Origin of the sequence: Paraburkholderia sp. GAS38, from assembly GCF_050434965.1 — a bacterium.
GTDB classification, from domain to species: Bacteria; Pseudomonadota; Gammaproteobacteria; order Burkholderiales; family Burkholderiaceae; genus Paraburkholderia; species Paraburkholderia phenazinium_A.
The window spans coordinates 145689-169285 of sequence record NZ_JBNDJO010000006.1; the positions used below are offsets into that span (position 1 = coordinate 145689).

Below are 23597 nucleotides of genomic sequence, written 5' to 3' on the forward strand. Positions count from 1 at the left end.
TCACACGCAAGACCACCTGCCTCCGGGAGCCGACGATGGCGAAGAAAGAAAGTATTCAAAAGCGCTTGCAAAAAGTGCGGCCGCCGCGCGTTCAATTGACCTATGAGGTCGAACGTGGCGACGCGATTGAAATCAAGGAACTGCCGTTCGTCGTCGGCGTGGTGGCCGATCTCGCGGGGCAATCCGAAGTGGAACAGCCGAAGCTGCGCGATCGCAAGTTCGTCAATATCGACCGCGACAATTTTGACGATGTGATGAAAGGTATCGAACCACGTGCTGCGTTCCAGGTGGAAAACCGCCTGAGCGAAACCGGCGGCCGCTTTGCGGTGGACCTGCGGTTCCGTTCAATGGCCGACTTCAGCCCGGACGAAGTGGTGGCGCAGATCGATCCGCTGCGGCGCCTGCTCGATGCGCGCTCGAAGCTCGCCGACCTGCGCAACAAGCTCGCGGGCAACGACAAGCTCGAAGACCTGCTGAGCGAAGTGCTCACCAATACCCAGCAGTTGCAGGCCCTCGCGAAAGGCCAGGGCGATGCAGGTGAACAGCACGGCAGCACGCCGGACAAAGACCAGCAGGGCGAATAAGTACGGGGTGTGAGATGAACCAGCAAACGGCAGCGGCCCAATTAGCCAGTGCGCAAGGCGGCACGGAGACCTCGCTGCTCGACGAGATCGTCGAGAAGAGCAAGGTGGCGAAGTCCGACTCGGAACATGCGCGCGCGAAAGACCTGATCGGCGAGCTAGTACACCAGGTGCTCGACGGCACGGTGATCGTGTCCGACAACCTGTCGGCTACGATCGACGCCCGCGTAGCCGAGCTCGACCGGCTGATCTCCGCGCAACTGAGCGCGGTGATGCACGCGCCCGAATTCCAGCGTCTGGAAGGCACCTGGCGCGGCCTCGACTACCTGTGCAAGGAAAGCAACACCGGCTCGACCGTCAAGATCAAGGCGCTGCACGCGCCCAAGCGCGACCTGGTGCGCGACTTCAAGAACGCCATCGAATTCGACCAGAGCGCGCTCTTCAAGAAGGTCTACGAAGAAGAGTTCGGCACCTTCGGCGGCGCGCCGTTCGGCACCATCATCGGCGACTTCGAAGTGACGCGTCAGCCGGAAGACGTCTACTTCATCGAGCAGATGGCGCACGTCGCCGCGGCGGCGCATGCGCCGTTCATCGCGTCGGCCTCGCCGGAACTGATGGGCCTCGAATCGTTTGCCGACCTCGGCAAGCCGCGCGACCTCGGCAAGGTGTTCGACACGGTCGAATACGCCAAGTGGAAGTCGTTCCGCGACTCGGAAGACTCGCGCTATGTCGGCTTGACGCTGCCGCGCTTTCTCGGCCGCCTGCCGTTCAACCCGAAGGACGGCGCCACCGCTGAAGGCTTCAACTTCGTCGAAGACGTGGACGGCACGGATCACAGCAAATATCTGTGGTGTAACGCGGCATGGGCCTTCGCGGCACGTCTCACGGCAGCCTTCGACGACTTCGGCTGGTGCGCGGCGATTCGCGGCGTGGAAGGCGGCGGGCTGGTGGAAGACCTGCCCACCCACACCTTCAAGACCGACGACGGCGAAGTCGCGCTGAAATGCCCGACCGAAATCGCCATTACGGACCGCCGCGAAAAGGAACTGAGCGACCTCGGCTTCATTCCGCTCGTGCACTGCAAGAACTCGGATTACGCCGCGTTCTTCGCTGCGCAGTCGGTGCAAAAGGCGAAGAAGTACAGCACCGATAGCGCCAACGCGAATGCCGTGCTGTCGGCGCAGTTGCAGTACATCTTCTCGGTGTCGCGCGTGGCGCACTATCTGAAGGCGATGATGCGCGACAAGATCGGCAGCTTTGCTTCGGCACAGAACGTCGAAGTGTTCCTGAACCGTTGGATCTCGCAGTACGTCCTGCTCGACGACAACGCCACCCAGGAACAGAAAGCGCAGTTTCCGCTGCGCGAGGCATCCATACAGGTCTCGGAGATTCCGGGCAAACCCGGCTCGTATCGTTCGGTCGCGTTCCTGCGCCCGCACTTCCAGCTGGACGAGCTGTCGATCTCTTTGCGTCTTGTTGCTGACCTGCCGAAACCGGCAAATTCATAAATGAAGTCAGAATGCCCGGGCTGGCCGCCCGGGCTGACTGTAAAAACCACCTCTTTGGGGAGTCGATGAGTTATGAAGGACCTCTATTTAAAATTCGGCAATCCGGCGATCAAGGGCGAGTCCGCCGATAAGGATCACCAGGGTTGGATCGAAATCGATTCGTGGAGCCACTCCATCACGCAACCGCGTTCGGCAACGGCTTCGACGGCCGGCGGCCATACGGCGGAGCGCTGCGAACACGGCGACATGGTCTTTACCAAAGACATCGATGTGGTCAGCCCGCTCATCTATCAACACGCGTCGGGCGGTACGACCTTCGACGAAGTGACGATCGATTTCATGCGTTCGGATGGCGAAGGCAACCGGATCAAGTATCTGGAAGTCAAGCTCAAGTACGTGATCATCTCGAGCGTTTCGCCGAGCGTCGGTTCGCCGACCGTGACCACGGGTACGAGCAACGCGCCGGGCGTGTCCTTGCCGAACGAGCAGTTCTCGCTGAAGTACGCTGCCGTGCAGTGGAAGTACACGCAGCAGAAGATTGGCGGCAATCAGGGCGGCAACGCGCAAGGCGCGTGGAGTCTGACGAAGAACGACAAGACGTACGCAGTCTGATGACGGTTGCGGTGTCCGCACTTGACCGGCGGACGCCGCACGCCGTTTTGCACCGCTTCTTCGGCATCTGATGAAACGATTCGAACCGAGCTTCCTCGACAAGCTGTTCGACGACGAACCGCATTTGCCGGCTTCTCCGGCGATGCGGCAATTGTCGCTGGACGAGCTGAAGGCCACCGTCGCCCGTGACGTCGAGGCGATCCTGAATACGCGGATCGCCCTGACCGAACACGAGCTGGCGGCGTTGCCCGAATGTCAGAAGTCGGTCTTGACGTACGGTCTGAACGACTTCGCGGGCCTGAGCCTGGCGAGCCACTACGACCGTACGTTCATCTGCAAATCGATTCAGCAGGCCATTGCGCGGCATGAGCCGCGCCTGAAGCAGGTGGCTGTCACGCTCGAACTGAACGAACAGTCGACCAACGCGCTGAATTTTGCCATTCAGGCGCTGCTGGTCGTACATCCGGCGGAAGAACCGGTGAGTTTCGACGCGATGCTGCAGCCTTCGACGTTGCAGTATTCCGTATCGCGCGCACGCGCCAAGCTTTAAACCAGCATGCTGGCCGCCGTCACGCGCAACGGCGGTGTGGAAGTATCAGGTCCGGGGATAGGTTGATGGAAGAATTGCTGCCGTATTACGAGCGCGAACTGGCATTCCTGCGGCGCTACTCGAACGATTTTGCGGATCGGTACCCGAAGATCGCCGCGCGCCTCGCGATGTCCGGCGAGCATTGCGAAGATCCGCATGTGGAGCGGATGATCGAATCGTTCGCGCTGCTCGGCGCACGCATCAACAAGAAACTCGACGACGACTACCCCGAATTCACCGAAGCGCTGCTCGAAGTGCTGTATCCGCATTATCTGCGGCCGTTTCCGTCATGTTCGATCGCGCAGTTGGGGACCTCTAGCGCGTACAGTCACCTGACCGAGCCGGCCACGATCGAGCGCGGCACCGAACTCAAATCGCGCGCCATCCGGGGCGTGCAATGCCGCTTTCGCACCGCTTACGACGTGACGCTTGCGCCGATCCGCATCTCGGAGGCGAAGTACACCTCGGTGGCGATGGCGCCGAGCGCGACCGTGCTGCCCGGCAACGCCTCGGCAATCGTGTCGATCACCTTCGAGTCGACCGCACCGCAACTGGATCTGGGCGCGCTGAAGCTCGGCAATCTGCGCACGCATTTGCATGGCGAGCAGTCGTTTATCGCGGGTTTGACCGATTGCCTGTTCGTCAATGCGCTCGCCACCTACGTCGAGGCCGACCGCCGCGGTCAATGGACCGCGCTGCGCACCTCGCCGCTCGCGCAGGCGGGTTTCGACGAAGAAGACGCGCTGATCGACTACCCGGCCAAATCGCATCCGGCCTACCGGCTGCTGACCGAATACTTTGCCTTCCCCGACAAATTCAATTTCGTCGACTTCGATCTGGCGGCGATGACGCGCGCGAGCGGCCGCTGCAACCGCCTGACGCTGCACGTCGTACTCAAGGACGTGCGCAGCGACTCGCATGTGGCGCGCTTGCTCGATTCGTTGTCGGCGCAACATTTCCGGCTGTTCTGCACGCCGGTGGTCAATCTGTTCAAGCAGCACGGCGAGCCGATCCGTTTGACCCATCAGGCCGTGGCCTATCCGGTGATCGCCGAGGCGCGCCGCGCCTTTGCCTACGACGTGTATTCGATCGACTCGGTGAAGCTCGTCAGGCAGCAGGCGCACGAAGAATCGGTGATTGAATTCCGGCCGTTTTACTCGCTGCATCACGGCGAAAAACAACGCGCCGGGCATTACTGGTTCGCGCGCCGCAACGACTGGGTGGCGCAGAAAAGCCCGGGCTATGAAACCGAAATCTCGATCGTCGATATCGACTTCGAACCGGCGGCGCCGCAAACCGACACGCTCAGCATCGAGCTGACCTGCACCAATCGCGACCTGCCGGCGGGACTCGCCATGGGCCTGGAAGGCGGCGACCTGCACCTCGAAGGCGGCTCGTTGACCAGCAACATTTCGATGCTGCGCCGGCCCACGCCGAGCGTGCGCTTCGAGCGCGGCCGCGCCGTGCATTGGCGCCTGATCTCGCATCTGGCGCTCAATCACGTGTCGCTCGCGAGCAGCGGGCTCGCGGCGCTCAAGGAAATGCTGGTGCTGTACGACGTGCGGCGCACGGCGGTGTCGGCGCGGCATATCGACGGGCTGGTCGGCATCGAGCAGCGCGCGGCCGTGCAATGGCTGCCCGGCAAACCGTTTGCCACCTTCGTGCGCGGCATGGAGATTCGCCTGACCATCGACGAGGACCATTTTGTGGGCACGAGCCTCGCGTCGTTCGTGCGTGTGATCGACACGTTTTTTGGGCTGTACGTGCATCTGAACAGCTTTGTGCAACTGGTCGTCGTGTCGAAGCGCACTGGCGAGGAGATCCTGCGATGCAAACCCCGCAGCGGCGAATCGATCCTGGCGTAATCGAGCAACTGCTCGACGAGCCGCACCGCTTCCAGTTCTTTCAGGCGGTGCGGATTCTCGAGAAGTGGTTCGCCAAGGAAAACTCCACGCGCCCCGGCGAAATCGTGGCGCAGCGGATTGCGTTTCGCAACACGCTGTCGCTCGGCTTTCCGCCCAGCGAGATTCAAGGCGCGCAGTCCTACGACGATCAGGGCGCGGCGCTCAAGGACAAGAGCCAGCGCGATACCGCGGTTGAAGACGGCACGCTGGGCCGGGTCGACATTACGCCGGCGTTTTTCGGTCTGCTGGGCGGGCAGGGCGCGTTGCCGCTGCACTACACCGAGCAGATCATTGCGCGCGAACAGTTGCGGCGTGACCGCGCCGCGCGCGAATTCTTCGACGTCTTCTCGAATCGTGCGACCGCGTTGTTCTACTCGGCGTGGAAGAAGTACCGCCTGCCGTTCCACTACGAACTCGACCGCGACGAACGTTATCTGCCCTTATTGCTGGCGCTGGCCGGCGTGGCCGACGGCGATACGCGCGGCAGTCTGCAGGAGGGCGACGGCGCGCTGTTCGACGAAGCGATTGCCGGCTATGCGCTCGCGGCACGACACCGGCCGGTGTCGGCGGCGTATCTGCAGCGTACGCTGTCGGAGTACTTCGAGGTGCCGGTGCGCGTCGACCAGTTTGTCGGCAAATGGTACGACGTGCCGCGCGATCAACTGACGGTGCTCGGCAGCGTCAACGCCACGCTCGGCGCCACCGCGCTCGCGGGCGAACGGGTCTGGCAGCGCGACATGCGGGCGCGGCTCGTGATCGGCCCGCTGGCGAAGAAAGACTATGAAGCCTTCCTGCCGGGCGCTGAGCGCGCAATTGCACTGGAACGGATGCTGACCTTGCTCGCCGGCGTGACGCTCGAATACGAAGTCTCGCTGGTGCTGCGCCGCACGGAAGTGGGCCCGATCCAGCTCGGGCAGGGCGCGCGGCTCGGCTGGGACGCGTTTCTCTGCACGCACGACGCCGACCGCGACCGTGCCGATGCGCGTTACGAATTGCACGTCATTCACTGAACACAACAAGACGTCACGATACCCACAGGACCTGGACCGCACGACATGAGCACGCCTCTCAAGACCCTGATCGCGAAACTGAATCCGACCTGCCGCCAGGCCACTGAGCGGGCGGCGAGCCAATGCCTGTCGCGCGGTCACTACGAGGTGGACCTCGAGCATCTGTTGCTCGCCCTGCTCGACGAGCCGGCGAGCGATGCGTCGCTCGTGCTGCGCGCGAGCCGGATCGATGCGCACGCGCTGCGCGCCGACCTCGAACGCGAACTGCAGCGCCTGAAGACAGGCAATACGCGCACACCGGTGTTTTCCGTGCATCTGATCGCGCTGTTCGAGCAGGCGTGGCTGGTGGCGTCGCTCGATTCGCAGATTGGCCGCATCCGCTCGGGGCATCTGCTGCTGGCCCTGCTGAGCGCGCCGGATCTGGCGCAGTTTGCGCAGCGCATGTCGCCCTTGTTCCGCGACGTGCGGCTAACCGATCTGAAGCACAAGTTCGATGAACTGACGGAAGGGTCGTGCGAGGTGGAGCGCAGCCGTGCATCTAACGCTGACGATGCCGTTGACGACCGCGCGGATGATCTGAACCCAACACAGGCCGGCGGCCCGTCAAAGACACCTGCGCTCGATACGTACACCACCAACCTGACGCAGCGCGCGCGCGACGGCCATATCGATCCGGTGATCGGCCGCGAGGCGGAGATTCGCCAGACCATCGACATCCTGATGCGCCGGCGCCAGAACAACCCGATCATGACGGGCGAAGCGGGCGTCGGTAAAACGGCTGTCGTCGAAGGACTGGCGCTGCGGATTGCCGCTGACGATGTGCCCGCGCCGCTCAAAGGCGTGGCCTTGCACGTGCTGGACATGGGCCTGCTGCAGGCCGGCGCAAGCGTCAAAGGCGAATTCGAAAACCGCCTGAAGAACGTGATCGACGAGGTCAAGAAGAGCGCGCATCCGATCATTCTATTCATCGACGAAGCGCATACGATCATCGGCGCGGGTGGTCAGGCGGGGCAGAACGATGCGGCCAATCTGTTGAAGCCTGCGTTGGCGCGCGGCGAACTGCGCACGATTGCCGCGACCACGTGGAGCGAATACAAGAAGTACTTCGAGAAAGACGCAGCGCTCGCACGGCGCTTTCAGGTCGTGAAGATCGAGGAGCCGAATGAGGCGCTGGCGGCGTCCATGCTGCGCGGCATGGCGGCGCTGATGGAGCGGCACTTCAACGTGCGCGTGCTGGACGGCGCCATCACCGAAGCGGTGCGCCTGTCGCATCGCTATATCAGCGGACGCCAGTTGCCGGACAAGGCGATCAGCGTGCTCGATACGGCCTGCGCAAAAGTGGCGCTGGCGCATAGCTCGACACCCGCAGCCATTGACGATACGAAAAAACGGCTTGAACGGATCGACGCCGAAGTGGCCGCGCTCGAGCGCGAGGTGGCGAGCGGTGCGGTACACGACGAGCGTCTCGCCGAACTGCGCAGCCTGCGCGAGGCCGACGTCGCCGCGCTCGCGACCAACGAAGCGCGTTACGACAAGGAGCGCGCACTGGTGTCGGAGATCGGCGAATTGCGCGCGCAGATCGATGCGGCGCGCGGCGGCACGGCCGACGCGGAGCAGGCGGAAAACGCAGCGCGTGCGCGCGAGACGCTGGCTGTGCGCGTGAGCGAATTGCACGCGCTGCAAGGCGGCCAGCCGATGGTGCCGTTGCAGGTGGACGGACACGTCGTCGCCGAGATCGTCGCGTCGTGGACGGGCATTCCCTTGGGTCGCATGGTCAAGGACGAAATTCAGACCGTGTTGAACCTGCAGCCGTTGCTTGCTGCGCGTGTGATCGGCCAGGACCACGCGCTCGATGCGATCGCCCAGCGCGTGCGGACCGCCAGCGCGAATCTCGAAGACCCGAACAAGCCGCGCGGCGTGTTCATGTTTGTCGGTCCATCGGGCGTCGGCAAGACGGAAACGGCGCTGGCGCTGGCCGACATCCTGTATGGCGGCGAGCGCAAGATGGTCACCATCAACATGAGCGAGTATCAGGAAGCGCATAGCGTGTCGGGCCTGAAGGGCTCGCCGCCGGGTTACGTCGGTTATGGCGAAGGCGGCGTGCTGACCGAAGCCGTGCGCCGCAATCCGTATTCCGTGGTGCTGCTCGACGAGGTGGAGAAAGCCCACCCCGACGTGCTCGAAATGTTCTTCCAGGTGTTCGACAAGGGCACGATGGACGATGCGGAAGGGCGCGAGATCGACTTCCGCAATACCTTGATCATTCTCACCTCGAACGTCGGCTCGCAGGCGGTGATGCAGGCCTGCCTGAACAAGGCCGAAGAAGAATTGCCGAGCGCCGACGAGCTGGCTGAAACGTTGCGGCCGCAACTGTACAAGGCGTTCAAGCCGGCGTTTCTCGGCCGGATGAAGGTGGTGCCGTACTATCCGATTTCCGATGACGTCCTGGCGGAAATCATCGAACTGAAGCTCGAGCGGATTCGCCGTCGTATCGAGGCGAATCACAAGGCCAAGTTCGAATGGGACGAGTCGCTGGTGGACGCCGTGCTGGCGCGTTGTACCGAGGTGGATTCCGGCGCGCGCAATGTGGATCACATCCTCAACGGCACCTTGTTGCCTGAAGTGGCGCAACAGGTGCTGGAGCGGATCGCCGACGGCACGGCGCTCGAACGCATTGCGGTGCGCGCGAGCGAGGCCGGTGAATTCGAATACACGGTCGTTTGAAACGTTCAGGTTTGCGCGCGGCTTTTTCCGTTTTAACGCCTGACGCCAGGCACTTACCGCATTTTTGTCATGCTCATGCCCGCTAACATCAACACGCTGCTGGATCCGATCAGCGAAGTTTCGCCCTGCGGCGACGACCTGTTGTTCTCGGCCGATTTCGACGCGATCCAGAACGCGCGCCGTTTCGACGACCCGTCGCTCGATCAGGGCGAGTGGGTCACCGAGATCAAGGAAGCCAACTGGACGTTCGTGGTCGAGCGCAGCACGAGTCTGCTCAAGACGCAAACCAAGGACTTGCGGCTTGCCGTGTGGCTCACTGAAGGCCTGGCGATCGAGGACGGCCTCACGGGCCTCACCGACGGCTATAGCCTGATCGCGGGACTCTCCGAGCGCTATTGGGACCATCTGCATCCGCTGCCCGAAGGCGACGATGCGGAGTACCGCCTCGGCAATGTCGCGTGGCTGGTCGGGCGCACGGCCGAGCTGCTGCGCGCGATGCCGCTCACTGCTGCGCCCGCCAATCTCTACAGCACCGTGGATTGGGAGGTGGCGACCCACGTTGCCCAGGCGGTCAAGCGCGACCCCGATCACGCGGACGATATCGCTCGCGGCAAGCCTTCCATCGACCAGATCGAGGCCTCCAAACGGGTGACGCCGGTGGTGTTCTACTCGGCGTTGCTGGCCGATCTGAAGGCGTTTGAAGCGGCCATGCTCGCGCTCGAACAGGAACTGGACCGGCGCGCAGGAGATCAGGCGCCGAGTTTCCGTCAGGCGAAGGACGCGTATGAAGGCGTGTACCGGCTCGCCGAACGCTTTGCGCGCGAACTCGGGGTCACGGCCGAAGCGACGCCTAAAGTGCAGAAGCCGGAGGCTGTCGAACGTGCCGAGCCCAGCTTCAAGAATTCAACGCAACGGGAGGAACCCGTGTTGACGACCGTATCGACTCACCCGCAGGTGGGCATCGCAGGGATTCAGAACCGTGCTCAGGCGGTGGCGCAATTGCGCGCGGTGGCGAAGTTCTTCCGCAGCACGGAGCCGCATAGTCCGGCGGCGTATCTGGCCGACAAGGCGGCGGAGTGGGCGGAGATGCCGCTGCATCAATGGTTGTCGACCGTCGTGAAGGACGATGGGTCGCTTGCCCATATTCGCGAGTTGCTGGGCGTGAAGCCCGACGAGGCGAAATGAGGTTTTCGGTTCAGGCGGGCCGGCTCTGAAAGGCGGCCCGCAGCGTTTCCTCTCTCCCCAATCTAAAGAAATCCCCCGGCCTGCCGATATACGAGGTAGCCGACGAGCCTCACTTTACTGATGCCTTGCGGTCCAGAAAGGAATTAGAAAGAGATGCGGGGAGATGACCATTGCAACTGCGACATCGAACGGCCGGATGAGGGTTCCGGCCGAGGTGCGGAACCCGCTCGGGTTCGCGCGGATGGATTCGGCAAACGCCGCGCGGCGAGTGTCGGCTCGATGAAGCGCTTGCGTCCTTACCCTTATCCTTCGCCGCGGCGTATGCTGGCCGGCCTGAAGCTGGTGGTGCTGAGCGGTGCTCTGGCGGGTTGCAGCGACGGCATTTCCCCGTCCGATGTGCAATTCGTCGTGTCCGCGATGCCGTCGCAGTTCGAGTCCCTGCGCATGTACCATACGACGCCCGACAACGCCGCGCCCTTCGGCAGTGCTGCGCCTCATGGGCCAGTGCGGCTCCAGCAGGGGTGCGAGGCGATTCTCCGTCTGCCGGGCGGCGAAAAGCGCGAGGCGGTGATACTGGACAGCGGCACCGAGGCCTCCTTCGATCTCGATGCGATCCGCACGGACGATGGCTGGAACGTCACGTCCGACGGCCTTTCGCCGCCGAGCGATAACCCCGTCGCGTTTCGCACCCAGCTCACGAACTGCGTGAGTGCGATCGAGGATAAGTATCGGGCCGAGCCGGATAAGGCGCCGTTTTCGGAACCGTTGGTGTTTAAGTAGTTGTGGATGCAACGGGAGCGCTTGCTGGTTGCCGCAGGGGAGAGGGGCGTTGTGCCGTCGAACGTGGCGGCAATTGAGGGTGTGATCGCAGTGCTATGATTAGCGAGGCTGCTTTCCATTGATCTGACGACACCTGGCCTTAAAGAAACGTAATGGCTCTCCCAACGACGGCGCTGCTGCAAGTCATCGATGCCGACAAGGCAACACTGGATGCTGCGCGTCCGCTGCCGGCTCACACGCTTGCGTCGTTGCGCGAGAAGCTGATGCTGGAATGGACCTATCACTCGAATGCGATCGAAGGCAACACGCTCACGTTGCGCGAGACGAAGGTCGTGCTCGAGGGCATTACGGTGGGCGGCAAATCGTTGCGCGAGCATTTCGAGGCCACGAATCACCGCGACGCCATTCTGTACGTCGAATCGATTGTTGGTGGAGACGAGGCGCTCAGCGAATGGCAGATCAAGAACATTCATAGCCTCGTGCTAAAAGGCATCGACCACAACGAAGCCGGCCGCTACCGCCAGGAAAACGTCGTGATAGCCGGCGCAAGCACCACGCCGCCTGACTTCCTTCATCTCCCGGAGGAAATGCAGGCGCTGCTCGAATGGCACGCCAAGGCCGGCGCGATGCACCCAGTCGAACGCGCCGCTGAACTTCACACCCGCTTCGTCAAGATCCACCCGTTCGTGGATGGCAACGGTCGCACCGGTCGGCTGCTTCTCAACTTCGAGTTGATGAAGGCCGGCTACCCGCCGGCAATCATCCAGAAAGAGGACCGGCTGGCCTACTACGACGCTCTCGACGAGGCGTGCGTGAGCGGCAACTACAGCGCCATCACGCAGTTAGTGGCGAACGCGGTGCAGCGCTCGCTCGACACTTACCTGGGCATCCTGGGACTGCGCAGCTAGGCCACAAGCCAAGCCGGGCCAGGCGGCCCACTCAAGCCCCACCGCCCCCCAACCCCGCCCGGAATTCAATCCGCCGGTTCCGCGCGCGGCCATCGTTCGTATCGTTGGAAGCAATCGGCTGGTCCGGCCCAACACCCGTCGTCGACAACTGCTGCGACGGGATGCCCCTCGACACCAGATACCCCTTCACCGCATCCGCACGCGCCTGGCTCAGCGCGATATTCGACGTGCGATTGCCCGAGTTGTCGGTGTGCCCGATGATCGCGACGGTGTTGTTGGTCATCTTCGCCAGCACCGCCGCCATCTGATCGAGAATCGCCTTGCCTTGCGGCGTCAGCGTGGCGCTGCCGGTTTCGAATTCGATGGTCCGGTTGGCCAGCGTCTGATCGAGCAGGCCCTGCTGCGACGCGCTCACACGCAGGCCGTTCTTGATCGTATAGGTGGGGTTCAGCGCGTTCGCCATATCGCTCGCCAACTGCTGGCGCTGCGCTTCGTTGTTCACTTCACCCTTGACGTCCACCTCGGTGCCGTCGATCTTCAACTGCCCCTTGCTGATCTGCTTCAACTGCGGCCCGATCAGCTTCTGCACGTTGGTGGCCCAGTTCGGCGGCGTCGCCACATCGCCCACTTCGATCTGATCGACCACATTGCCGGCGCCATACGTGTCGCGCAGACGTTGCAGCACGGCCGCCTTGGTGGCCTCGTCCGGCACCTTGCCGCCCACCACCACCTGGCCCGGCGTGGCATTGGCCGGCGCAGGCATCTGCGTGACCGTACCCGTGCCGCCGCCCGTGCTTCCGCCCCCCGCAGCAGGCGCCGTACCGCTCGCCGACGGCCCCGGCGGCAGGACCGTCGTGCGAATCGTGTTGCCGCTATTGTCGACGGGCGTGACGTTCGCCGGCCCGGCGTTATCCGCAAGCGCCAGGCCGCTGAACAGCACACTGCCTAACAACGCGCCCAGCAACGACGCCACCGGCACGGCACGCTTCAGGCGTAACCGCAGCGCGATCGAACGATCAGCTTGGCTCAGCATCGTCTCACTCCCCGGAAAACGCTTCGCGGAACGTGTCGATGCTGACGCGCAGCGACAGTTGCGGTTGATCGAGGTAACTGACGAGCTTGCTGATCCCATGGTCGTTTTGTGCATGTTCGTCGATCCACTCGGGATCGTCGATATCGATGTTATGTGCCGCGTAGGCCTGCGGATCGACCACGCTATGCAGCGTTTTCGCCGAGGCGCCGTTAAAGCCGATCACGAGCCGCTCGCGCTGCGCAATCGTGCCGATGAAAATCGCCAGTTCGAAATCGGCCTGCGCCACGAACGGCGCGATCAGTTCGAGCCAGAACGCGGCGACGAGGCTGCGATAGAACGGGTCGTTCGGCAGCGGCAAGGTGAGCCCGCGTTCGAGATGCGACGAGCCGCTCGTCATCACCGGCCGCAGCAGCGAACCGAGCGCGAGCATCGCGCCGCGCAGCCGTACCGGGTGGCCGTTGGCCAGCAGCATCTGTTCGAGGCCGGCGAGCGTCTGGTGCTCGACGAAATCGTTGAAGGTGCCGTCGTGCGGATTGCCGGGACCGCCGCCGACTTCGATCGGCACCTGCGTGTCGCCGAGCGCCTGCAGCGCGCCGGCGGGCTCGCTTGCGTCCAGCAGCGGCCGCATTTGCGCCGCCACCCGCGACCATAGCCGCGCAAACGCGAGCGGGCTGCGGGCCAGAAACGTCAGCGGCCGTTCGACTTCGAGCGCGGTGGCCGCCAGAAACGGAAAGCGCCGCGACGACTGGTCGTGACTCGCCACCATATGACCGGCAATCGCCAGCTTGCTGCGCGACCCGAGGAACGCGAAATGCAGCGGCCGGGCGTTTTCGTAGACGATCTTCCAGCGCGGGTCGTCGGTCAGCAGTTCCATCGCTTCGGCGATCCAGCGGTCGAGCGTCTGCAGCAACTGCGGGTTATGCGCGCTTTTGACGAAGTCGCCGCGCGACGGAATCTTGCCGAAGTAGGCGATTTGCGCCTGTACGGTCTGCGTCATTGCGCACCCCCTGTGTTCGAGTCCGCCGTCGCGGCGGCACCCGGGTTCGCCTGGGTCGAAGCCGAGCCGTTGCCGGCGGCCGGGGCGGGCGAGCTGCCGCCTGCCGAACCTGCCGGGCCGGACGCGCCGGCCTGCGTGGCGTTAACCGAATTCGCCGCCGCGCTCACATCCGCCACCGACGACGGCAGGTGCAAGCCGCGCAGGCTCTGCTGCTGCGGCGCGTCGCCAGCGCCGCTCGAAGGCTGCGACGTGCTGATGATGCGCATGCTCACCGCGACGGTCACGGCGCCTTGGGTCCACGACAGGTCGAAGGTGCCATCCGGTTCGCGCTTGCGCTGCGCCGAGTTGATCAGCTTCTCGAGACCGTAGCGTCCCGGCTCGTTGACGAGCTGGATCGTGCGGCCGTCGAAGGTGGTCGCGGACAGCGTCGCACCCGGCGAGCCGGACGGATTCGGCCAGACGAAGTTGGTCCACTGCGGCGGCGTGTTGCGGTAACGCAGTTGCTGGCCGTCGATTGCCAGCGTGTACTCGGTCGTGCCGGTGGTCGGTTGCGGCAGGATCTGGAACACGGTCTGCGGTTCCGACGAACCGCCCTGTGCGCCACCCGCGGCGCCGCCCGAGAGCGGGGCCACCCAGCGCGCGAAGCCGGTCGTGAAGTCAGGTGTGAGCGCGAGGCCCATGTCGCCCCACGTGCGTGCCGTCAGCGTATCGCCACGGCGCACGGCGAGCGGCCCAAGCGTCGTGCCGACAAACTTCGCGACCGAGCCGTCCGGACCGAACACCTGGGCAATTTCATTCGCACCGGCTTCGACCTTGGCGTCGCCCGCAAACGGATACTTGTTGGCGAGCGAGGTCTGGAACGGCTGATACACCTGGGCGTTCCACACCTTGTTGACTTCGACGCTGGCCGGCTGGATCACCACCGCGAACGCCTGCATCAGCGGCCGCACCAGCAGCGGACGCAGACCCTTGCGTTGCGAGTCGGTCAGACCCGTGAGCATCTGCTCGTCGACGTACTTCAGCGAATCCGCGAGTTCCGAACCGTTGCCGTCGAGCGTCTGTTGCATCAGCTGACGCGCGCCCGGTCCCGGGTCGCCCTGGTTCTTGATCACGTTAAAGCGCGTGCGAACCTTCGACAGCGTGTCCATATAGCCTTGCAGCATCGAGCCGTTGTCCTGCCTGGCGACGATCCGCCCAAGGCCCGCGAACTCCTGGCCGATCGGGCCCATCGGCAGGTCGACCGGGTTGCCGTTGATGTCGATGTTCGCCGTGACCGGGGCCGCCGCGGTGTGCGAGAACCATTGCTTGAACCAGCCGGTCACGCCGCTTTGCACGCCCTTCGCGGTGGCGCTGGCGAGCGACGGGTTGTCCCACGAGGTCTGGTCGTAGGCGGTTTCGAGCACCTTGCGGATCGGCGAGTCCTGCGGGTCGCCGAGGCGGTTCATGGCATCCACGGCCTGATTGAAGCTGCCGAAGTTCTGCACCGCAATGCCTTGCATGAACTTTTGCCAGTGCATCGCATACTCGGTCTTGTACATCGAGACCAGCGCCTTCTGGATCTGCTCCGGGCTGCCTTCGAGCGTCAGGTCGTCATGCGCCGAGGTGTTGAGCACCCAGTCCTTGGCCTGCAGTTCCTTGGTGGCGGCATCGCGAATCGCCGGTTGTACGTACTGGAACCATGCGTCGCGCGTGAAGGTGCCGGGGATCGCATAGCTGCCCGCCACCAGCGACGTGTTGTTGTCGCCGACAATGCGCGCGATCGTCATCGGCGCGAAGCGGGTCGACGCCCGTGCCTTGATCTCTTCGTAGACGCGCTGGCGGGCCGGCATGCCGCGCACCACGCGGCGCAGGTTTTCACGCGTCTGGTCGACGAGCGAGAGGTTCTGGTCGATCATCGGCCAGTCGTCGTCCGAGACCCGCGACAGGTAGAAGGTGATCATGCGCTCGGCGCTGCGGATCATTTCGTCGCGCGGCATGTTGCCCCGGTTGGTTTCGAGCCAGCCGCGCCAGAAGCGCGCCACCTGATCGGTCAGGTGGGCCGTTTCGACGTGGCGCTTGTCGCCCAGCATCAGGTAGGTCTTGAGCGCGTTGTAGGCGTCTTCCACGTTGGTGGGGGAGGCGTCGCTATACAGGCCACCCTGGCTCGTCGCCACCATGGCCGAGCCGTGCGCCGACACGGGAACCGCGCCCGAGTCCGGTGCGCGCGTCATCGGCGCTAGCTGCTCCGGATGGGCGTTGACGTCTTTCAGGAAGCCTTCGAGATTCTGCGCGACCGGGTCGAGCATGATCTGCTTCACGCCGTTGTAATACTCGGTCAGCAGATGCTGTTCGAGACGGTCGCCCTGATACAGCCCGAGCGACACGGCAAGCGGCCGGTCGCGGCGGAACTGTTCGAGCTGGTCGATGCGGTCCTCGAGAATGTCCATGGCCTGCAGGCGCGATTGCAGGTCGTTGCGGTTCTGCTGCAGGCGCACCACGTTGTCGAGGTCGGCCTGCACGTTCGAGGCGAGTTGCTGGTTGTTGACCGTCGACCAGGTCCAGCCCCCCAGCGCCAACGCGAGCACGGCGACGAAAGCGAAGAAAGTCCCATAACGCATCCGCGTTTTGGCGGGACTCGCAAACTGCTTGACGGTTTGCCGGTCGGCGAAGATGACCTTCGAGAACAGGTCGCGCAGGAAGAAGCCGTTCTTCGAGAATGCGCTCTGCGGCTTGGCGATGCCGCCGGCGTCGAGGCCGAAGCGGTTGGCGATGCGGTGTGCGGCGGCGCTATTGGTTTCGCCTTCCTGCAGCGCGCTCGTGAAGTAAAAGCCGCGGAAAATCGGCTTGTACTGGAACGGGTTGGTTTCGAACAGCGTGGCGAGGAACGAGCGCAAGGCCGGCTTGATGGTCGAGAATTCAAGCGGAAAACTCAGTTGCCCCGGCGACAGTTTATTGCCGCGGCTGATCGACATCTGCGCCACGCTGATCTCTTTGAGACCTTCGTACAGCTCTTCGAAGCGCTCGTCGAACAGCGCGACGATGTCGCGCTTCTCGTCCGGCTCGTAGGGCAGGGTGGCGCCCCACACGCGGTCGTATTCGTGGCGCTCGCTGCCGCTGAAGAATTCGGTGAAGCCCGTGATCAGGTCGGTCTTCGTGAACATCACGTACACCGGCGCGAACACTTCGAGCTTCTCGGTGAGCTCCTGCACGCGCTGGCGCAGGTTCTTCGCCAGGTTGATGGCGAACTCGGGGCGGCTGCCGGTCAGCTCGGCAATGCTCGCCGTCACGATGATGCCGTTGATCGGCGCTTTCGGACGATGACGCTTGAGCAGGCCGAGGAAGCCCAGCCATTCGGTGCGGTCTTCCTCGTGCACCGAGTAACGGCCGGCTGTATCCAGCAGAATGCCTTCGGTGGTGAAGAACCAGTCGCAGTTCCGCGTGCCGCCAATGCCGTGAATCACCGCGTTGTTCTTGTCCGCGAACGGAAACTGCAAGCCCGAGTTCAGCACGGCGCTGCTTTTGCCCGCCGCCGGATTGCCGATCACGATGTACCACGGCAGCTCATAGAGCGCCGCGCCGCCCGAAACCTGGCCGATCTTCGAGGTCTTGATGGTCTTGACCGCGTCGACGAGGCGCGTGCGCAGCGCGTCGAGTTCGGCCTGGCGCGCCGGGGTGGCCGCGGCGCCTGCTTCGGTCTGCTTTTCGGCCTGCTGCTCGAGCATGTCGCCGAGCTTGCGGTTGGCGCGCCGCGCCAGCAGCCTGCGGACCAGCCAGATGAGGAACCAGAGGACCAGCACGGCGCCCAGCGCGGCGGCGGCCCAGATCGGGTCGATCTGCAAGGTGTCCGCCGCGATGAACAGCACGGCTGCGAGCGCGAGCACCCCGATGATCGAGAGCGTGCGAGAGTGGGTCAACCCGTTGAGGAAGCGTTGCATAGGCCGTTCAGGTCTGAATGTTATGGGTTGCGTGCGGAAGGACGGGGTTGAGGCTGGAGAGAAAGCGCGCTAATGACCGAGCCGTGCAGATCGGTCTTGTCGCCGAGAAGAATAAATGAACGCCCCATGTCAACCCCATTATTTGCCGCTTTGTGCCACTTAATGCCGCCCGAGTACGAAGCCGGGCTTGTGATATTCGACGTGTCCCAGATCCATCATTTTCCAGCGGCCTCCCCACACCAGACCGACCTGTTCGGCGGTCTGTCCGTATAACTGGTAGCCTCGCATGGCCCATGGATCTTTTTCTGAAATGACCAGCTTGCCGTCGCGCAAAAACGCATTGTCCGCCGCTAGCCCGTATTGGTGATAGCTCTGAAACGCTGCGGCATTGGTGACGTTGCCGCCCATTTGCGCCAGCCGGTTTTGCCGCTCCGGGCTGCGATAGCCTTCAAGTAAGGCCATTTCGTAGCCGTATTGTTCGTGCATGATTTTGTAGACGAGCAATAAACGGGTTCTGAAGTCGGCGTCGAGCAGATTCCAGTCGCGGCTTGCATCCTGTAGCGCGGGGCGAACCTGCTCCACTTCCTGCGTTGCAAATACCTCGGGCGGCAATGAGGGTGGCGGCACGAGCTGCTCGCCGTTCAGTAGCGCGGCGATTTTTTCGTCGGGTACCCTGACTGTGTCGTCGTATTGGAATAACTGCCGACCGCGCAATGCGATCGCGACCAATGGAGGCGTCGCAAGAATACCTGCGGTCGTTAAAATCAGCAAGCGCCGCTTTACCAGTAAATTTTGCATATCAACTACAGTTGATTGCGAAATTTTTGCCGAGCGACTTAATTGACCACGCGCACGCGATGCGCCATAAGATGCATTGCGCATAAAACGGCCTTGTAAATCGCGCGCAATGGCTAATATTGAAGATCGCACGGGCGGCAATAGCAGCATGGCTGCGATCAGCACCGCGATGGCGAAATAAGCGACGAGTACGACGGCGATCAAAGGTAACCCCGGGAAATTGGAAACAATTGTATTTTGGAATGCTTGCTCTTAGAATCAGGCCTGCTCGAAGACGAGCCGAAACGTATTATCACGGCGAAATAAACCAGGATTCAATGAGACAGTGAATGAGTGCGCCGGACAGCTCGAATTCCAAAGCCCCGCCTAGCCTGCTTGCCGATACGGCAAAAGGCCCGCAAACCAATGCGGCAAAAGGCGCGCAGGCCAATGGCTCGCGGATTCTCGCGGACCTCGAAGGCCGCGTCGTACCGCCGCCTGCCAGGTCGCGCCGCTCGAAGGCACCTGCCGTGCTGGTGGCGCTGCTGGTCGTCGCTGCGGGCGGCTGGGGTGCATGGCACCTGCAGCAGCGCGCCGCCGGTGGACACGCCGAAGTAGCCGCAACGCCTGCAACCGCGGCGGCGCAGACGGCCGCGGCGCCTGCGGGCGGCAGTGCCGCTCAGGCGCTGGCCAAAGCCGCGTCGGCAGTGGCGGCGTCTGCTCCGCAGGCAGCGACCATCGTCGCCGACGATAGCGAAAACAAGGACTCCAAACCTTCTGACGAGGCGGCCGCATCGGCGCCTGGTGGACTGGACGACAACCGTCTGTCACGCGCGCTGGCGAACGGCGCGGAGGAGAGCGGGGCGTCGGCGGCGCCCGCGGACGCCGCGAAGAATGTGAAGCCGGCTGCGCCGGCGGCGGCTTCGAATCATGCGCATCGCGAGCATGAAACGGCCTCGGCGCATGCGAAGCACGAAGCGCCGCCTGCGAATCGTCACGCCGCGCCAACCGCGCTCGCACAGGCGAAGAAGGACAAGCCGCACACGGCCAATAGCGCTGCGGCACCGAAGGACGATCCGGACGCCGATCTGCTCGCGGCGCTGGTGGCGCGCACCAAGCCCGCGGATGCGAAAGGCGCGACCACCAAGGTGAGCGCCGTGGCGAACGGCGGCGATCCGAAGCTCGCCGAACGCGTGAAGGAGTGCGGCACGCGTGGCTTCTTTGAGGATCAGTTGTGCCGTTGGCGGGTGTGCGACGGACACTGGGGTAAGGACCCCTCCTGTCCGGGTTCGGCGACGCCGCCCAAGCAGCCTTAGCGCCAGGACCAGGGCTAGCAGGTGCCGCTGCTCGACACGCGGCACCTGAAGAAGATGCGTGAGGAATGAGGCGAGGTCGGCCCCAGGCTCGCTTCGAGCCCGAGGCCGAAACCCATCAAGCCGTATGCAACCCGCCGCGCAGCAACTGCCGCACGCGCGACAGATCCTGATCGACACTTTCGGCCTGCTCGAACAGCACCGCGAGCCAGTCGACGAAAGCCCGCACTCGCGGCGACACGCGCCGGCTCTTCACAAACGCCACCGAGACCGGGATCGGCGCCGGCTTCCACTGCGGCAAGACTTCGCGCAACTGCCCTGCATCCAGGTAAGGTTGCGCGGCAATCCGTGCCGGTTGAATCAGCCCGAGCCCCTCCAGCCCGCAGGTGAGATACGCCTGCTCGTCGCTGACCTTCAGGAAGCCGTTCACCTTCACATTCAACGCTGTGTCGCCGACCTCGAAATCGAAGTCCACCGCGCGCCCGTTGTGCGGCGAGAGGCAGTGTACGGCGACGTGATGCTCCAGCGCCTCGAGATCCGCGGGCACACCGTGGCGCTCGAGATAATCGGGACTCGCGCAGGTCACCAGTTCGAGCATGCCGAGACGCCGGGCCGCGAGGCCGGAGTCGGGCAACTCGCCGAGCTGGATGCTGCAATCTACCGCTTCGCCGACCAGATCCACCGCGCGATTGCTGACGCCGATCGCGAGGTCGATGTTCGGATAGCGCGCATGAAAATCGTCGAGCGCCGGCAGCACCAGCGCGGTGGCTACCGCGCCCGGCATTTCGACGCGCAGGCGACCGCTCAACTGGTCGGTGGAATGGCGCAGGCTGGCCTCCATCTCGTCGATGTCGGCAAGGATCTGCGCGCATCGTTCGTAGTACGCAGCACCTTCTGCCGTCAAGCTGAGCCTGCGCGTCGTGCGCACCAGCAAGACCGTGCCGAGCAGCGCTTCGAGATTCTGAACCAGCGTCGTCGCCGTCGCGCGCGGCATATCCAGCGATTGCGCGGCGCGTGTGAAACTATTGGTATCGACAATACGGATAAAAGTGCGCATCGCCTGAATACGGTCAATCACGGGCAATCTCCTGTCAAACAGTACATACGCGGGACAATCCGAAATAAGGACGTACAGCCGACGCACCTCGTCCCGTTGGGGAGGCGTGTCGGCATGACGATGCGAGGCGGGAGCAGGGCAGGCCGCCGCAACGGGCGCGGCCTGTGCATCACGGCTGGCTGGCGCTTGGCCCGCCGGCGTGACGACCTGTGGAACTACCGGAATGAATCCTTGGGGTAAAGCGACCGGCAGTTACTTCCGGAGCGAGTCGAGGTCGATCACAAAGCGATACTTCACGTCGCTCTTCAACATCCGCTCATACGCATCGTTAATCTGTTGCATCGGAATAATTTCGATGTCCGATGTAATGCCGTGCTCGCCGCAGAAATCGAGCATTTCCTGGGTTTCAGCAATGCCGCCGATCAGCGAACCCGCCAGACGGCGGCGCTTCATGATCAGGTTGAACACCTGCGGCGACGGGTGATCGTGCTCGGGTGCGCCGACCAGTGCCATCGTGCCGTCGCGGCGCAGCAGATTCAGGAACGGGTTCAGGTCGTGCTGGGCCGCCACCGTGTTGACGATGAGGTCGAAGCTGTTCGCATGGGCTTCCATCTCCTGCGGGTTCTTCGAAATCACCACTTCATCTGCGCCGAGGCGTTTCGCATCTTCGACCTTCGACTGCGAGGTCGTGAACAGCACGACATGCGCACCCATCGCATGTGCGAGCTTCACGCCCATGTGGCCGAGGCCGCCGAGGCCGACAATCCCCACCTTCTTGCCGGGACCCGCACCCCACGTGCGCAGCGGCGAGTAGGTGGTGATGCCGGCGCACAGCAGCGGCGCGACGCCGGCCGGGTCGAGGTTCTGCGGCACGCGCAGCGTGAAGGCTTCGTCGACCACCAGCTGGGTCGAATAACCGCCGAAGGTAATCGCGCCGGTCTCGCGGTCCGCGCCGTTGTAGGTGCCGACAAAACCGTTTTCGCAATACTGTTCGAGGCCTTCTGCGCAGCTCGGGCAGGTGCGGCAGGAATCGACGAGGCAACCGACGCCGACCAGGTCGCCGGCCTTGTATTTGGTGACGTCAGGACCGACCGCCGTCACGCGGCCGACGATTTCGTGACCCGGCACCACCGGATAAATGGAGTTCTTCCACTCGTTGCGCGCCTGATGCAGGTCGGAGTGGCAGACACCGCAAAACAGCACTTCCATCTGCACGTCATGGGCACGCAGTTCGCGGCGCTGGAATTCGAATGGGGCGAGCTTCGCTTTGGCGTCGCTCGCGGCATAGGCATAAGTCGTGGTCATGAGTGCTCCTGCAATGAGATGGGTTGCACAAGGTGCCGGCAGTCGCGACGCAGGGTCGCGAGGGCGGCGTTGCCTTGACGGGGACCGGGATCGCCGCAGTGAATCGCGGGTGGGCTCCCTCTACCGGCCTTCTGCGGGCGGGCCATCGGATTCGCCACAGTGTGCGTGGCGGGACGGCGGCCCCTGGAAGGCCGGCTTACCGGCCGCAGTCCTCTCGGGCTGCAGCGGCGGGAATGGGTGATCCGGCAGGGTTCCCATCGTAGGCGGCGAGGGCCACCTCGGGAATACCTGAATATCTCGAAGGCTTGCCTATTTCTCCTGAGTGCGAGCGCTATAGGCCGTTTGGTGCTAAATTTCAAGCCTTATTCTCTGCTGTATCAATAGGCATTGTCATGCAAACGACTCAAACGCCCCGCGCGGCCATCAGTCCCGCCCAGCAACGCATGGTCGAACTCTTCGACGTGCTGGCGCCGTGCGAGGGCTTCACGCCCTCAAGTCTGGACGGTGTCAAGTTCATGCGTTCCAACCGGCCCATGCCGCGCATGCCGGTGCTCTACGAGCCGAGTATCGTGGTCGTGTGCCAGGGCCGCAAACGCGGCTACCTTGGCGAGCAGACCTATCTGTACGACGCCCAGCAGTACCTGGTGCTGTCGGTGCCGCTGCCGTTCGAATGCGAAACCGAGGCGAGCGTGGAAGAGCCGTTTCTGGGCATCTCGGTGCGGGTCGACCTGACGGTGGTCGCGGAGTTGCTGATGGCGCTGAACGAAACGCACGGCACGACGGTGAGCGAGCCGCGCGGCATCTATTCGACCTCGCTCGACCCGGTCATGAGCAATGCCGTGCAACGTCTGCTCGAAGCGCTGGCTTCGCCGCTCGATACGCGTATTCTCGCGCCCGCCATCATGCGCGAGATCTGCTATCGCGTGCTGACCGGCGAGCAGGGCGATGCGATCCGCGCCGCGCTCACGCACCAGCATCACTTTGGCCGCATCGCCAAGGCGCTGCGGCGCATTCACGCGGATTATCAAGGCGAGCTCGACGTCGACACGCTGGCGCGCGAGGCCGGCATGAGTCTCGCGGTGTTTCACGCGCAGTTCAAGGGCGTGACGTCCACTTCACCCATGCAGTACGTGAAGACCACGCGGCTGCATCATGCGCGGCTCCTGATGGTGCAGGATGGTCTGAACGCGGGCGCCGCCGCGGCGCGGGTGGGGTATGAAAGCGCCTCGCAGTTCAGCCGCGAGTTCAAGCGGCTGTTCGGCCTGAGTCCCGTGGACGAAGTGAAGCGCATGCGCGCGGTGTTCGATTCGCCGCCGCCGCGCGTGGCGCCTCAGGCACGGGTCGTGCCGCCGGCCGAGAAGTATGTGACCGCTGTGTGAGCGGGGTTGCCCAAGGCAGGC

The 23597-nt window shown here is 63.6% G+C and carries 18 protein-coding genes; 12 read left to right on the forward strand and 6 right to left on the reverse strand.

The window, feature by feature from the left end; all coding sequences use genetic code 11:
* Positions 1-35: 35 nt before the first annotated feature.
* The 10 genes from tssB (at position 36) to P3T42_RS16630 (ending at position 11801) form a co-directional block, all read left to right on the forward strand.
* Positions 36-584 carry a type VI secretion system contractile sheath small subunit gene (gene tssB / locus P3T42_RS16585; RefSeq protein ID WP_074295706.1) on the forward strand — a complete coding sequence of 183 codons (549 nt, stop codon included), beginning with the start codon at positions 36-38 and terminating at the stop codon, positions 582-584.
* Between the two features lie 14 nt (positions 585-598).
* Positions 599-2089, forward strand: a complete 1491-nt coding sequence (gene tssC, locus P3T42_RS16590) for a type VI secretion system contractile sheath large subunit (protein WP_429306645.1) — start codon at positions 599-601, stop codon at positions 2087-2089.
* A gap of 72 nt (positions 2090-2161) precedes the next feature.
* Complete coding sequence (locus P3T42_RS16595) at positions 2162-2701, forward strand: Hcp family type VI secretion system effector (RefSeq protein WP_074295704.1); 540 nt, start codon at positions 2162-2164, stop codon at positions 2699-2701.
* A gap of 70 nt (positions 2702-2771) precedes the next feature.
* Complete coding sequence (gene tssE / locus P3T42_RS16600; RefSeq protein ID WP_074295703.1) at positions 2772-3251, forward strand: type VI secretion system baseplate subunit TssE; 480 nt, start codon at positions 2772-2774, stop codon at positions 3249-3251.
* Positions 3252-3316: 65 nt separating this feature from the next.
* Entirely contained in the window at positions 3317-5155 is a 1839-nt protein-coding gene (gene tssF / locus P3T42_RS16605; RefSeq protein WP_074295702.1) for a type VI secretion system baseplate subunit TssF, read from the forward strand.
* Positions 5119-6204: a type VI secretion system baseplate subunit TssG gene (gene tssG / locus P3T42_RS16610; RefSeq protein WP_074295701.1), complete on the forward strand. Its 1086-nt coding sequence runs from the start codon at positions 5119-5121 to the stop codon at positions 6202-6204. Before tssF ends, tssG begins: the two co-directional genes overlap by 37 nt.
* A gap of 45 nt (positions 6205-6249) precedes the next feature.
* Entirely contained in the window at positions 6250-8928 is a 2679-nt protein-coding gene (gene tssH / locus P3T42_RS16615) for a type VI secretion system ATPase TssH (protein WP_429306646.1), read from the forward strand.
* A gap of 75 nt (positions 8929-9003) precedes the next feature.
* A complete protein-coding gene (gene tssA / locus P3T42_RS16620; protein ID WP_429306788.1) occupies positions 9004-10113 on the forward strand; it encodes a type VI secretion system protein TssA in 1110 nt (369 codons plus the stop codon).
* A gap of 321 nt (positions 10114-10434) precedes the next feature.
* Positions 10435-10893 carry a hypothetical protein gene (locus P3T42_RS16625; protein WP_143788302.1) on the forward strand — a complete coding sequence of 153 codons (459 nt, stop codon included), beginning with the start codon at positions 10435-10437 and terminating at the stop codon, positions 10891-10893.
* A 152-nt stretch (positions 10894-11045) separates the two neighbouring features.
* A complete protein-coding gene (locus P3T42_RS16630) occupies positions 11046-11801 on the forward strand; it encodes a Fic family protein (RefSeq protein ID WP_074295698.1) in 756 nt (251 codons plus the stop codon).
* A gap of 31 nt (positions 11802-11832) precedes the next feature.
* Here P3T42_RS16630 and P3T42_RS16635 read toward each other — a convergent pair whose 3' ends face one another.
* The 4 genes from P3T42_RS16635 to P3T42_RS16650 form a co-directional block, all read right to left on the reverse strand.
* Positions 11833-12834, reverse strand: a complete 1002-nt coding sequence (locus P3T42_RS16635) for an OmpA family protein (RefSeq protein ID WP_429306647.1) — start codon at positions 12832-12834, stop codon at positions 11833-11835.
* 4 nt (positions 12835-12838) lie between these two features.
* A complete protein-coding gene (gene tagF, locus P3T42_RS16640) occupies positions 12839-13831 on the reverse strand; it encodes a type VI secretion system-associated protein TagF (RefSeq protein WP_074295697.1) in 993 nt (330 codons plus the stop codon).
* Positions 13828-17745: a type VI secretion system membrane subunit TssM gene (gene tssM / locus P3T42_RS16645; protein WP_429306648.1), complete on the reverse strand. Its 3918-nt coding sequence runs from the start codon at positions 17743-17745 to the stop codon at positions 13828-13830. The genes tagF and tssM overlap by 4 nt, the downstream gene beginning before the upstream one ends.
* Positions 17746-17904: 159 nt before the next feature.
* Entirely contained in the window at positions 17905-18747 is an 843-nt protein-coding gene (locus tag P3T42_RS16650; RefSeq protein WP_074295695.1) for a M15 family metallopeptidase, read from the reverse strand.
* A 125-nt stretch (positions 18748-18872) separates the two neighbouring features.
* On the opposite strand from P3T42_RS16650, the gene P3T42_RS16655 reads away from it, so the two are divergent.
* Entirely contained in the window at positions 18873-19838 is a 966-nt protein-coding gene (locus P3T42_RS16655) for a hypothetical protein (protein ID WP_429306649.1), read from the forward strand.
* 115 nt (positions 19839-19953) lie between these two features.
* On the opposite strand, the gene P3T42_RS16660 is transcribed toward P3T42_RS16655, so the two are convergent.
* Complete coding sequence (locus tag P3T42_RS16660) at positions 19954-20913, reverse strand: LysR family transcriptional regulator (RefSeq protein ID WP_074295693.1); 960 nt, start codon at positions 20911-20913, stop codon at positions 19954-19956.
* 231 nt (positions 20914-21144) lie between these two features.
* Positions 21145-22197: an NAD(P)-dependent alcohol dehydrogenase gene (locus P3T42_RS16665; RefSeq protein WP_429306650.1), complete on the reverse strand. Its 1053-nt coding sequence runs from the start codon at positions 22195-22197 to the stop codon at positions 21145-21147.
* A 392-nt stretch (positions 22198-22589) separates the two neighbouring features.
* On the opposite strand from P3T42_RS16665, the gene P3T42_RS16670 reads away from it, so the two are divergent.
* Positions 22590-23576, forward strand: a complete 987-nt coding sequence (locus P3T42_RS16670; protein WP_074295691.1) for an AraC family transcriptional regulator — start codon at positions 22590-22592, stop codon at positions 23574-23576.
* Positions 23577-23597 lie beyond the last annotated feature (21 nt).

Bases quoted from the DNA above. Each gene is read 5' to 3' on its own strand.
- tssF (WP_074295702.1), top strand. From the start codon at position 3,317: ATGGAAGAATTGCTGCCGTATTACGAGCGCGAACTGGCATTCCTGCGG.
- tssH (WP_429306646.1), top strand. From the start codon at position 6,250: ATGAGCACGCCTCTCAAGACCCTGATCGCGAAACTGAATCCGACCTGC.
- tssC (WP_429306645.1), top strand. From the start codon at position 599: ATGAACCAGCAAACGGCAGCGGCCCAATTAGCCAGTGCGCAAGGCGGC.
- P3T42_RS16655 (WP_429306649.1), top strand. From the start codon at position 18,873: ATGAGTGCGCCGGACAGCTCGAATTCCAAAGCCCCGCCTAGCCTGCTT.
- tssG (WP_074295701.1), top strand. From the start codon at position 5,119: ATGCAAACCCCGCAGCGGCGAATCGATCCTGGCGTAATCGAGCAACTG.
- tagF (WP_074295697.1), bottom strand. From the start codon at position 13,831: ATGACGCAGACCGTACAGGCGCAAATCGCCTACTTCGGCAAGATTCCG.
- P3T42_RS16635 (WP_429306647.1), bottom strand. From the start codon at position 12,834: ATGCTGAGCCAAGCTGATCGTTCGATCGCGCTGCGGTTACGCCTGAAG.
- P3T42_RS16665 (WP_429306650.1), bottom strand. From the start codon at position 22,197: ATGACCACGACTTATGCCTATGCCGCGAGCGACGCCAAAGCGAAGCTC.
- tssB (WP_074295706.1), top strand. From the start codon at position 36: ATGGCGAAGAAAGAAAGTATTCAAAAGCGCTTGCAAAAAGTGCGGCCG.
- tssM (WP_429306648.1), bottom strand. From the start codon at position 17,745: ATGCAACGCTTCCTCAACGGGTTGACCCACTCTCGCACGCTCTCGATC.
- P3T42_RS16595 (WP_074295704.1), top strand. From the start codon at position 2,162: ATGAAGGACCTCTATTTAAAATTCGGCAATCCGGCGATCAAGGGCGAG.
- P3T42_RS16625 (WP_143788302.1), top strand. From the start codon at position 10,435: ATGCTGGCCGGCCTGAAGCTGGTGGTGCTGAGCGGTGCTCTGGCGGGT.
- tssE (WP_074295703.1), top strand. From the start codon at position 2,772: ATGAAACGATTCGAACCGAGCTTCCTCGACAAGCTGTTCGACGACGAA.
- P3T42_RS16670 (WP_074295691.1), top strand. From the start codon at position 22,590: ATGCAAACGACTCAAACGCCCCGCGCGGCCATCAGTCCCGCCCAGCAA.
- tssA (WP_429306788.1), top strand. From the start codon at position 9,004: ATGCCCGCTAACATCAACACGCTGCTGGATCCGATCAGCGAAGTTTCG.
- P3T42_RS16630 (WP_074295698.1), top strand. From the start codon at position 11,046: ATGGCTCTCCCAACGACGGCGCTGCTGCAAGTCATCGATGCCGACAAG.